Annotated in this window: 11 protein-coding genes; 7 read left to right on the forward strand and 4 right to left on the reverse strand. The window is 46.2% G+C overall.

All coding sequences use genetic code 11. The features are described 5' to 3' along the window. Nucleotides 1-70 precede the first annotated feature (70 nt). The 4 genes from mutY (at nucleotide 71) to KNO90_RS13135 (ending at nucleotide 3,936) form a co-directional block, all read left to right on the forward strand. Entirely contained in the window at nucleotides 71-1,105 is a 1,035-nt protein-coding gene (mutY, locus tag KNO90_RS13120) for an A/G-specific adenine glycosylase (RefSeq protein WP_215113771.1), read from the forward strand. After that, nucleotides 1,092-1,517: a hypothetical protein gene (locus tag KNO90_RS13125; RefSeq protein WP_215113772.1), complete on the forward strand. Its 426-nt coding sequence runs from the start codon at nucleotides 1,092-1,094 to the stop codon at nucleotides 1,515-1,517. Before mutY ends, KNO90_RS13125 begins: the two co-directional genes overlap by 14 nt. Before the next feature lie 89 nt (nucleotides 1,518-1,606). Then, nucleotides 1,607-2,149: a nucleoside tri-diphosphate phosphatase gene (ntdP, locus tag KNO90_RS13130; RefSeq protein WP_015880896.1), complete on the forward strand. Its 543-nt coding sequence runs from the start codon at nucleotides 1,607-1,609 to the stop codon at nucleotides 2,147-2,149. A gap of 38 nt (nucleotides 2,150-2,187) precedes the next feature. Continuing rightward, nucleotides 2,188-3,936, forward strand: coding sequence for an ABC transporter ATP-binding protein (locus tag KNO90_RS13135; protein WP_215113773.1), 1,749 nt, complete (start codon nucleotides 2,188-2,190; stop codon nucleotides 3,934-3,936). Nucleotides 3,937-3,968: 32 nt separating this feature from the next. On the opposite strand, the gene KNO90_RS13140 is transcribed toward KNO90_RS13135, so the two are convergent. The 3 genes from KNO90_RS13140 to KNO90_RS13150 all read right to left on the reverse strand — a co-directional run bounded on the left by KNO90_RS13140 (nucleotide 3,969) and on the right by KNO90_RS13150 (nucleotide 7,067). Further along, entirely contained in the window at nucleotides 3,969-4,364 is a 396-nt protein-coding gene (locus KNO90_RS13140; RefSeq protein ID WP_215113774.1) for a thiol-disulfide oxidoreductase DCC family protein, read from the reverse strand. A gap of 53 nt (nucleotides 4,365-4,417) precedes the next feature. Beyond that, nucleotides 4,418-5,650 (reverse strand): MFS transporter, encoded by a 1,233-nt coding sequence (locus KNO90_RS13145; protein ID WP_215113775.1) that lies wholly within the window; start codon nucleotides 5,648-5,650, stop codon nucleotides 4,418-4,420. A 118-nt stretch (nucleotides 5,651-5,768) separates the two neighbouring features. Then, nucleotides 5,769-7,067, reverse strand: a complete 1,299-nt coding sequence (locus KNO90_RS13150; RefSeq protein ID WP_215113776.1) for a glutamate-1-semialdehyde 2,1-aminomutase — start codon at nucleotides 7,065-7,067, stop codon at nucleotides 5,769-5,771. 191 nt (nucleotides 7,068-7,258) lie between these two features. Between KNO90_RS13150 and perR the strand changes: the two genes are divergently transcribed. Beyond that, entirely contained in the window at nucleotides 7,259-7,690 is a 432-nt protein-coding gene (gene perR / locus KNO90_RS13155; protein ID WP_031421138.1) for a peroxide-responsive transcriptional repressor PerR, read from the forward strand. A 35-nt stretch (nucleotides 7,691-7,725) separates the two neighbouring features. Here perR and KNO90_RS13160 read toward each other — a convergent pair whose 3' ends face one another. Continuing rightward, nucleotides 7,726-8,085: a YgzB family protein gene (locus KNO90_RS13160; protein WP_214742889.1), complete on the reverse strand. Its 360-nt coding sequence runs from the start codon at nucleotides 8,083-8,085 to the stop codon at nucleotides 7,726-7,728. Nucleotides 8,086-8,187: 102 nt separating this feature from the next. Between KNO90_RS13160 and KNO90_RS13165 the strand changes: the two genes are divergently transcribed. Both KNO90_RS13165 and KNO90_RS13170 read left to right on the forward strand, forming a co-directional pair. Further along, complete coding sequence (locus KNO90_RS13165; RefSeq protein ID WP_251127470.1) at nucleotides 8,188-9,126, forward strand: nucleotidyltransferase-like protein; 939 nt, start codon at nucleotides 8,188-8,190, stop codon at nucleotides 9,124-9,126. Between the two features lie 39 nt (nucleotides 9,127-9,165). After that, nucleotides 9,166-10,338 carry a PstS family phosphate ABC transporter substrate-binding protein gene (locus KNO90_RS13170; protein WP_215113777.1) on the forward strand — a complete coding sequence of 391 codons (1,173 nt, stop codon included), beginning with the start codon at nucleotides 9,166-9,168 and terminating at the stop codon, nucleotides 10,336-10,338. The last annotated feature ends 290 nt before the right edge of the window (nucleotides 10,339-10,628 follow it).

Raw genomic sequence — 10,628 nt, forward strand, 5'->3', positions numbered from 1 at the left:
ATCAATAAACAAAAATGATACGATCTATTCCTATTTATCATACAATATTTTAAAAACGAGGGGAAACACAATGCTTAATCTTGATAAATTGTTCACAAATTATAATATTCATCAGTTCAATGAGGAACTTGTCACCTGGTTTAATCGTGAAAAGCGTGATTTACCTTGGCGTCACGCAAAAAATCCATATCGCGTTTGGGTCAGTGAAGTCATGTTGCAACAGACACGAGTCGATACGGTCATCCCTTATTACAACCGGTTCATGGAACGATTCCCAACGCTTGAGGCGCTCGCTTCTGCTGAAACAGACGAAGTCGTCAAATATTGGGAAGGGCTCGGTTATTATTCGCGTATTCGAAACTTACATGAGGCGGTCAAAGAAGTCGCTTCTGTTTATGACGGAATCGTTCCAGAAGAAAAGGAACGTTTCGAGAAACTAAAAGGGGTTGGTCCTTATACGACGGGGGCGGTGCTTTCGATTGCATATAATCAACCAGAACCGGCTGTCGACGGAAACGTCATGCGTGTCATGTCTCGTCAATTCGGAATCTATGATGATATCGCAGTACCGAAGACGCGTAAAATCTTTGAACAAGTCGTTCGTCGATTGATGAATCCGAACCACGCATCCGATTTTAACGAAGGCGTGATGGAATTGGGTGCTACGGTCTGCACACCGAAAAATCCGATGTGCTCACTCTGTCCCGTGCAAGACACGTGCTATGCGTATGCCCATCACGTTCAAGAAGAATTGCCGGTGAAGACGAAAAAAGGAGCGGCACGCGTCGAGATGTACGACGCACTTTGGATTGAAAAAGAGGGAAAAGTCGCCTATGTGCAGCGCCCGGACAAAGGACTACTCGCCGGGATGTGGCAATATCCGCTTACTGAACGGGGAACGGGGGAACAACTTAACGGAACATATCTTGGGCAAGTGAAACACGTCTTCTCTCATATAGTCTGGTATATCGATTTATATCGAGTTGATACGCTTCCAACGGATGACGTTGTCTGGTTGGATGTTTCGGAGCGTGATGTGAAGACGGTTTCTGTGGCTCAACAAAAACTAGAACGATTGGCAGGTGGAGATCATGAGACGATTTGATGTAGAGACCACATACGATACGACGGTAGACGAACTGTGGGAGTTATTACAGGATGCCTCGCTTTTGACGAAGCTGACAACGTTTCCGAAAGTACGATTAGTGGGGGATGGTGCTTCGGTCGAAGGGAATGAAGTGAAGTTGTTCGTTGGGATCGGTCCGTTAGAACTGCCATGGAATAGCGCCATCAGTGTTGTGGGAAACTACGCATTTTGCGATCAAGGGAAGGCGTTACCGTTTCCGTTTAAGCGATTCACGCACGTGCATCGGGTCGAGTCGCGTGATGGCAAGGCGGTCATGATTGATGAGGTGACGTTCGATAGCTATGTTCCGAACATACTCGTCGAGTATTTTGTCCTTCGTCCGATGTTTCAAGAACGGGCACAGGCCTTCCAAAAAACACTAAATTCATGAAAATAAGAGATTTCCTTTTTCATTGGTTCTGAAAGTCGCTATAATTAAATATGAGAATTGTATAGCATCATAGCGGAAAGGAGGAGCTTATGAGCTTATTTCCCAAAGCAGGTAGCAAAATCGAGATACAGAGCTACAAGCACAACGGAACTTTGCATCGCGTTTGGGAAGAAACGCTCGTCCTTCAGTCGTCAAAAACGGATATGATCGGATTCAATGACCGCATCATGGTCAGCGAGTCAGACGGTCGGCAATGGAGAACGCGAGAGCCGGCAATTTGCTACTTTTCATCTGAGTATTGGTTCAATGTCATCTGTATGATTCGCGAAGACGGGATTTACTACTACTGTAATCTAGGTTCGCCGACTACATTTGATGGGGATGAACGTGCCATCAAATATATCGATTACGATTTGGACATCAAGGTGTTCCCGGATATGTCGTACACGATTTTAGATGAAGATGAATATGAGCGGCATCGTCGCGAGATGAATTATCCGAAAGCGATTGATCGAATCTTGAAGCAGAACGTGCAAGAACTGATCAACTGGATTCGAGGACGGAAAGGGCCGTTCAACCCAACATTCGTCGATGAATGGTATCGCGAATACGAAGCACGTTACCGGAGATGATTCCTCATCTCCGCTTTTTTTCTTAACAAGGAGGAACTATGGGTAGTATTAAACGTTATCTGCAATTTGTCAGTCCATATAAAAAGCAAATTGCCCTTACCATCTTCGTCGGGATTTTAAAGTTTTCGATCCCGCTCGGGTTACCGTTACTATATAGATATGTCATTGATAATTATTTAGGAGATAATGCGCCGAAACAGGACTATACGACACTCGTCTGGTTATTCAGTATCGTCTTCTTCGTCTTCTTGGTCCTTAAGCCGCCAATCGAGTATTTGCGTCAATATTTGGCGCAGTGGGCAGCGACCCGCGTCTTATTCGACGTACGGAATCGATTGTTCGACCATGTCCAGAAGTTGTCCCTCCGCTTTTATTCAAACAATAAGACGGGGCAAATCATTTCGCGAATCATCAACGACGTCGAACAGACGAAAGACTTCGTCATCACCGGCTTGATGAATATTTGGCTCGATATGATTACGATTTTCATCGCTATTGGAATCATGTATACGATCGACCCGCAACTCACGTTGATTGCCATCTTACCACTTCCATTCTATGCGTTTGCGGTCCGCTATTTTTACGGGCGATTGCGTAGCTTGACGCGGGAACGGTCGGCAGCACTCGCTGACCTCCAAGGTCATTTGACAGAGCGTGTGAACGGGATGGCGGTCATTCGAAGCTTTGCGCTTGAACCTTACGAAAGTAAAGCGTTCGAACAACAGAATGGTGGCTTTTTAAAAGCGGCACTCAAACATACGAGTTGGAACGCCAAGACGTATGTCGTCGTATCTACCATCACCGATATCGCACCAATTCTCATCTTCACGACAGCGTCGTGGCTCGTTATTCAAGAACAGGTATCGCTCGGGACACTCGTCGCGTTCATCGCTTATATTGACCGTCTCTATGCGCCGCTCGGACGTCTCGTCAACTCGGCGACGACCCTCACGCAGTCGGTCGCTTCGATGGACCGAGTCTTTGAGTTTTTAGATGAAACATACGATATCGAAGAGAAACCAAACGGATTCGTCCCATTGTCGACGGCGGGTAAAATCGACCTTGACCACGTCAGCTTTTCATATGAGCAGGACGGGACACGGGCATTGAACGATGTGAATCTTCAAATTCGTTCCGGGGAACGCGTAGCGTTTGTCGGGATGTCCGGTGGCGGAAAGTCGACGCTCGTCAGCTTGATTCCTCGTTTCTATGACGTGACAGATGGAAGCATCAAAATTGACGGAGTCGATGTGCGTGACTTTAAATTACGTGCGCTCCGTGATCAAATCGGGATGGTCATGCAGGACTCGGTCCTCTTCAGTGAATCGGTCGCGATGAATATTCGGATGGGGAAACCAGATGCGACGGACGAGGAAGTCATCGCGGCTGCCAAAGCGGCAAATGCTCATGAATTTATCTCGAAACTGCAAGACGGATATGCGACACCAGTCGGAGAAAAAGGGGTCAAACTCTCCGGAGGACAGAAGCAACGACTTGCGATTGCGCGTGTATTCTTAAAGAATCCTCCGATTTTGATTCTCGACGAGGCGACGAGTGCGCTTGACTTAGAAAGTGAAGCGATGATTCAAGATTCGTTGGCCCGTCTGACGAAAGGACGGACGACGTTAATCGTTGCCCATCGTTTGTCGACGATCACGGACGCTGATCAAATCGTCGTCGTGGATAACGGTCAAATCATGGAAACCGGGACGCATGAAGAATTGATGCGTCGTCGGGGAGCATATTACGATCTTTATATGATTCAAGATTTAGCCGTAGTTGAATAATAAAAAAGTCGAGTCCTTATGGGCTCGACTTTTTAGCGGTCTAAAAATCGTTTACGAACATTTGGGGAAGGGAGTGTGCACACTTCCTTTTTTCCAAATAGACGTGTCCGATGTTTGGCGAAGAACGTATATCCATGATCACGAATCGGTCTAGGTATGAAACGAATAAGTCGAAGCAGGCGCCAACGGCCATCAAGGTGTTCGGCAATTCGAATCGCAGCGTCTGATTTTAAGTAGGGAACCCCATCTTCAATATAGACGATGCTGTCGACTGATTCCGGGATCCGGTGTCGTGTTCGGAGTGACTGACCGACCTCGCTTTGGAGTGAAGCAAAGTGAATCGAGGCGTGTCGATCATGACGAATGATGAACTGGACACTGGCATCACAGAAGTTGCAATCGCCATCAAATAAAACAATCGCAGGCAAGTACTTCGCCTCCTTCATCGTACTGTTTTACCGTTTTGTCTTCATGTTAAACGTCAAGCAGCGAGTTGGCGAGCAGGTTGCATCTTGTAGAGTGAGATGTAATACAAGTAAGCACCGAGTGCCCCGAAGATAAAGATGTAACCACTCATTAGGATTGGACCGATGAACGCACCGACGACAATCCCTGCTGCCGCGACTAATTTGGCGCCATGGAATGTGAGACCGCCGAACGCAAGGTAAGAAGCTCGGCGTTCCGGGTCGAGCAAATCGATTTGCTTCACCTGCCGAATCGGAGAATAGAGTAGTTCGCCGATGGTAAAGACAATGGCAAGTATCGCAAGAACGATGAAGGAACTCATCGAGGTGATGGCAGCGTACGCCGTAACGTATAATGATAACCCGACGAAAAAGACAGCTTTTTCTTTAAAACGTTTGACGAACGCAGTAACGGCAAACGTGATGGCGACGACGAGCAATGTGTTTTCAAGTTGCATGAACGCCATCATCCGAACCCCATCAATTGGGATACCGATGATTTGTCGACTGTCGAACGATTCCGCTAAATGTACCCCGATGTAGTTCGCCATATGAAACTCGGTCGAAAAGACGAGCATACTTCCGAGGACGAACGTAATCCATCGACGGTCACGAAGTGCGATTTTATAGTTTTCGATGACGCCATGAATCGGATTTGACGGTGTTGAACGGTTCCCGGTGTATGTGTCGACCAAGAAGCGTTGAAGGACGATTGTGGTCACAGTGAGAACGACCGTCATGCCGATGAAAAGAGCGAAGCGATGGTCACGATAGAAGGCACCGCCGAGCATGACGCCTCCGGCGATTGCCAAGTTGACGAGCCAGTAGTCATACACGTAGATGGCTTTTCGATTCGATTCTTCCATCGAATCAATGACGATTGCCTCCAATGCCGGATAGTTCAATCCGTTCGAAACGGCATGACCGAAGTAGAGGATGGCGACGACGAGTGCCCAGTTATTCGATGGGTGAATCGCGATGGTCATCCCGAGGAAACAGATGATTTGAATCACCTGGCCAATTTGTAAGACAGCCTTCCGATTGAACCGATCGGAAAAGTACCCACCGAATAGACCGGTCAAATAACCGACGATAACGAATGAGGTCATGATGATTCCAGCGGGGACTTTCCCCAACTCTTCTGAGAAATAGAGTGCCATGAATGGGAAAATGGCAGATCCGACAATTCGAATGCAAAATCCGCAAACGAGTCGCAAGCGGACGTTTAATGGAAAATCTTTAAATTTCATATGGTGAGCACCTCCTTGGTTCTACTGTAATGGGGGACGATGCCTCATAAAAAGAGACACTTTTTTTGAAGATGTCCCCTTTTACAAAAAAAGAGAGATGCTCGCGCATCTCCCTCTCTTACAATTGAGCAAACGAGCGGTTCACCGCTTCGATCGTCTCTTCGATATCTTGCTCCGTATGTTCCGTCGTCAGGAACCAGGCTTCATATTTCGATGGAGCCAAGTTCACGCCGTTCTCAAGCATTAACTTGAAGAATCGTCCGAACTTCTCACCGTCTGATTTTTCTGCACCTTCATAGTCGGTGACGATTTCATCCGTGAAGTAAACGGTAAGGGCACCTTTTAAGCGGTTGATTGTGATGGTGACATCATGCTTCTCTGCCGCCTCACGGATTCCAGCTTCCAGTTTTGCACCGAGTGCGTCTAATTTTTCGTAAACACCAGGTTGCTCGAGCACTTCAAGGCAAGCAATCCCTGTCGCCATCGAGGCCGGGTTTCCTGCCATTGTGCCGGCTTGATATGCCGGTCCGAGTGGTGCGACCGTTTCCATGATTTCCGCTTTTCCGCCATAAGCACCGATTGGTAGACCACCACCGATGATCTTACCGAGTGCCGTCATATCCGGTTCGATTCCGTATACTTGTTGAGCACTTCCGTATGTGAAGCGGAACGCTGTGATGACTTCATCGTAGATGACGAGCGCACCGTGTTCGTGTGTAATATCGTTGACGGCTTGGAGGAAACCAGGTTTTGGCTCGACGATTCCGAAGTTCCCGACAATCGGTTCGACGAGAACGCAAGCGACCTGGTCTCCCCATTCTTTCATCATCTCGCGATACGCTTCGACGTCATTGAACGGGACGGTGATGACTTCTTTGGCAGTGGCTTTCGTCACACCAGCAGAGTCAGGAGAACCGAGTGTCGCGGGACCGCTACCTGCTGCAATCAGCATGAGATCCGAATGTCCGTGGTAACAACCGCTGAATTTCACAACGAGTTCACGACCGGTGTAAGCACGGGCGACTCGTACCGTCGTCATGACGGCTTCGGTTCCCGAATTCGTGAACCGCACTTTATCCATCGACGGGATGGCTTGTTTTAGTTTCTTCGCAAATTCAACCTCGAGACGGTGTGGCGTCCCATATAATAAACCTTTTGAAGAAGCGTTCATAAGCGCTTCGTGAATGTGTGGATGGGAATGGCCGGTAATGATTGGACCGTATGCCGCCAAATAATCGATGTAACGATTGCCGTCTACATCATAAAAATAGGCGCCTTCGCCGCGTTCCATATAAACAGGAGCCCCACCACCGACCGCTTTAAATGAGCGGGACGGGCTGTTGACACCTCCGACGATATGAGTGAGTGCATCTTGGTACAATGCATCAGATGACTGACGATTTGATGAAGTAGTCATATGTATTGCCTCCTTATTCAAATTCGCACTTATTGTATCATAGCCGTCAACCGCTTAAGCTCAGTGTTTGACGAGTAGTTGAGAAATCAGTACACTATTTATAAAGATTACTATGTAAGAAATAAGTTAATGTTCAAAACTATTTCGCATGAATTTTATAGAAGAAATGAGGGATTGACGTGGGAAGCGAAATGCTTGACCATGCTGTTCAGTCGCTCCGAGAACATGGAGTCAGAATGACGCCTCAGCGCCAGGCCATTTTGGAGTACCTCGTCACGGAGCACAGTCACCCGACAGCGGATGACATTTATAAAGCACTTGCCGCACGGTTTCCGAACATGAGTGTGGCTACTGTATACAACAACTTGCGTGTCTTTAAAGAAGTGGGTCTCGTTCAAGAGATGAACTACGGAGACGCATCGAGTCGTTTTGACTTCGTGACGTCGAAACATTATCACATCATCTGTGACACGTGTGGGAAAGTCGTCGACTTTAACTATCCTGTATTAGATGAAATCGAATCGGTCGCCTCTCAATTGACTGGATTCAAAGTCGATCGTCACCGACTTGAAGTGTACGGAACGTGCCCGTCTTGTCAGTCTGAACAATCGCAAACACATTAAAACCACATCCGAGGATTCGGATGTGGTTTTTTGTATCAATCCGTTTGTTGCGATTGACGCTTATTATATTTCTCATCAAACTCTTTGCCTTCGAGTGACTGATCGATTGTAAGTGGTTCGTCACAATGCATACATAAATCAACACGGCCGAGCATCTTCGTTTCTTTTTCACAGTTCGGACATGTCACGATAATCGCTTTAGTCGAGGCCATTCCGATAATGAAATAGAGTGCAGAGCTTGCGAGGACCATAACAAACCCAAGTAGCATGAAGATGATCATGAGCCATGTGATCGATTTTGCGAGAAGTCCGAGGTACATGACTCCAATTCCTCCAAAAATGAGGAGTAAGGCTATATTACGTGCACGGTTGATTTTGTTCCCCCGTTTTTTCATATATGAATCCCTCCAATAGTCTGTCTCTATCATAGCTCATCTTCAAACAGGTGAGAAGTTCCTGCGCTTTTTCGGCAGGAGTTTTTTGAAAAGAGGGCGAATTTGGTTCGTATCGAAATGACAATCGTCATATATAGTCAACGTACGATTGAGAGAGAAGGGGTCCGGATGACGATGGAATATGCGACTCGCACCATTTATTCAGAATATGCTGCATTAAAAACGACACTCGGGATTATTGAAGTGAAGAAAAAACGAGCACGGGATCCATTGACGGATCAGTCGGATCGTCTGCTGATTGTCATTGAATCAAGGCAAGATCCGTTTTGGACCGTGAAACATTATCAGGTCGGACAAGAGAAGGTTGTCCTACATGTGGTTAGTGACTCGATGATGGATCGATGGATTGTCATGAATGAAAACCGGCGTGCTATTCATTGGATTGAAGATGGGCTCGTTTTATTTGAACGAAATGAATATATTTTGGAGTTACGACAGCGAAATCGGAATTTGACGAATCGGGAGCAGCGTCTACAGCTCTCGCTTTCATTCGCGAAATTGTTACGTCGATTTGAGGACGGGCGCTATTTATTTTTAGAAGGAGAGTTTCAAGACGCCTTCACTCAGATTCATCATGCGCTCACCCATTTGGCACGACTTTCGATTTTAGAAGCGGGCATTCATCCTGAAATCGTGTTGTGGGAACAAGTCCGAGCCATCGACCTTGAGATTTATAAGTTGCACGAAGAACTTGTCGGTGGACAGGAAACGCTCGAACAAAGAATCCATCTTGTCGTGATTGGTATGGAACATTTGATTCAATCGAAAGTGTTACCAGGTACATTGTTGTTACTTCAGACGATGCAAGAAAAAGATGAGGCATGGACGTTCTCTGAATTAATGGAACATCCGAATTTGAACGAACTTCGGGTCGACCTCGGAAGTATCATTGGTTTTTTAGTGAAAAAAGGATATGTTCGTACGGTCACGAGACCGACAAAAGGAGTCGGGGTAGAAGCAGTTCTTTATGAGATTGCGTAACGACCCCTGCTTAGGAATGACGAGGAGAAAAACAGGTATATGAAACTATTGAAATTTAGCGTGGGCACCATCTTTATTTTGTTCGTCACGGTTGTGATTTCCGTCTTTGTCGCGCTCTTTACGATGGGCGACCCAATCACACTAGGGCGACCGATTATTTGGACGGTATGGTATATAGCCATTCTGCTCATCGTGTGTATGGGACTCTATGATTTTTCGTCCTTTTCAAAACAAAAGATTCGAAAAGTTCTAGGCTGGGGTGCGTTGGCCGGTGTTGTCCTCTTCGCTTCTGTGAAAGGATACTATATGTATCAAGATAGTTTGAAGATCGAGGAACGCGGTGTGGAGTTGACGGATTATCAGCCGTTCACGAATTCTGGACAATTGGCAAAGCTCGATCATGAATCCACGGTGAAGTTTGAGGGAGGACTGCCACGATTAGACGGGGCGACCGCACTCTATCCGATGTACGCTTCATTCGTGGAAGCAGTCTATCCGGATTCGGAAACGTATGACCCATATAATGATCAAACGAGTAAAGTCGTATCGACGACAACACCGGAAGCATACAGTCGACTCATGAACAATCAGACTGACGTGATTTTTGTCGCTGGTCCATCTGACCGTCAGTTGCAAGAGGCGGAACAAAAAGACGTCTCTCTACATATGACAGCAATCGGCAGAGAAGCATTTGTGTTCTTCGTTCATGAAGATAACCCCGTCGATTCTTTGACGATGGAACAAGTTCGTGGTATTTATTCTGGAGATATTCAGAATTGGAAAGAGGTTGGGGGCAACTCAGAATCCATCCGAGCTTTCCAAAGACCGGAGGATAGCGGCAGTCAAACGGCGTTACAAAAGATGATGGGCGAACAAAAACTCATGAAAGCACCGGTAGAAGATGTTCCTGAGGGGATGGGCGGAATTATTCAACAAACGTCATCGTATCGAAATCATAAAAATGCGATTGGATTCTCATTCCGATACTATGCGACAGAAATGGTAAAGAACCACAAGATTAAGTTACTTCGTATAGAAGGAATCGAACCGACCGTTGAAACTATTCAGGATGGGTCATATCCATTGACTTCAGAATTCTATGCGGTGACTACGAATGAGAAGGCGAGACAATATGGAGATTTTCTAAATTGGCTTGCAAGCGAGGATGGGCAGACCTTGGTTGAAGAGACGGGCTATGTACGTCTTGATTGATCCAAAGCAAAAGGTTTACTTTTCGTTCTATTGACGGGAAGTAAATCTTTTTTAATTTTTTATCGTTTTTTGTATTGACGAAGTGGTAAATAGAGATTATAGTTATAAACGTTGTCACGGCAAAAGATTATTTCAGAAAAACAATTTGTGAAAAAGTTGTTGACGAAAACAATCGAAACGTGATAGATTAATGAAGTCGCCAAGAGCGGCAGACGAACTTTGAAAACTGAACGATGAGGCAAAAATAAGTTTTACAATTTTTGAATGAAGCGCAAGCTTCGTCAATTTAA

The organism is Exiguobacterium sp. s63 (genome assembly GCF_018617335.1).
Lineage (GTDB): Bacteria > Bacillota > Bacilli > Exiguobacteriales > Exiguobacteriaceae > Exiguobacterium.

Coding starts and splice junctions, on each gene's coding strand:
- mutY (WP_215113771.1), top strand. CDS start 71: ATGCTTAATCTTGATAAATTGTTCACAAATTATAATATTCATCAGTTC.
- ntdP (WP_015880896.1), top strand. CDS start 1,607: ATGAGCTTATTTCCCAAAGCAGGTAGCAAAATCGAGATACAGAGCTAC.
- KNO90_RS13135 (WP_215113773.1), top strand. CDS start 2,188: ATGGGTAGTATTAAACGTTATCTGCAATTTGTCAGTCCATATAAAAAG.
- KNO90_RS13125 (WP_215113772.1), top strand. CDS start 1,092: ATGAGACGATTTGATGTAGAGACCACATACGATACGACGGTAGACGAA.
- KNO90_RS13160 (WP_214742889.1), bottom strand. CDS start 8,085: ATGAAAAAACGGGGGAACAAAATCAACCGTGCACGTAATATAGCCTTA.
- perR (WP_031421138.1), top strand. CDS start 7,259: ATGCTTGACCATGCTGTTCAGTCGCTCCGAGAACATGGAGTCAGAATG.
- KNO90_RS13145 (WP_215113775.1), bottom strand. CDS start 5,650: ATGAAATTTAAAGATTTTCCATTAAACGTCCGCTTGCGACTCGTTTGC.
- KNO90_RS13150 (WP_215113776.1), bottom strand. CDS start 7,067: ATGACTACTTCATCAAATCGTCAGTCATCTGATGCATTGTACCAAGAT.
- KNO90_RS13170 (WP_215113777.1), top strand. CDS start 9,166: ATGAAACTATTGAAATTTAGCGTGGGCACCATCTTTATTTTGTTCGTC.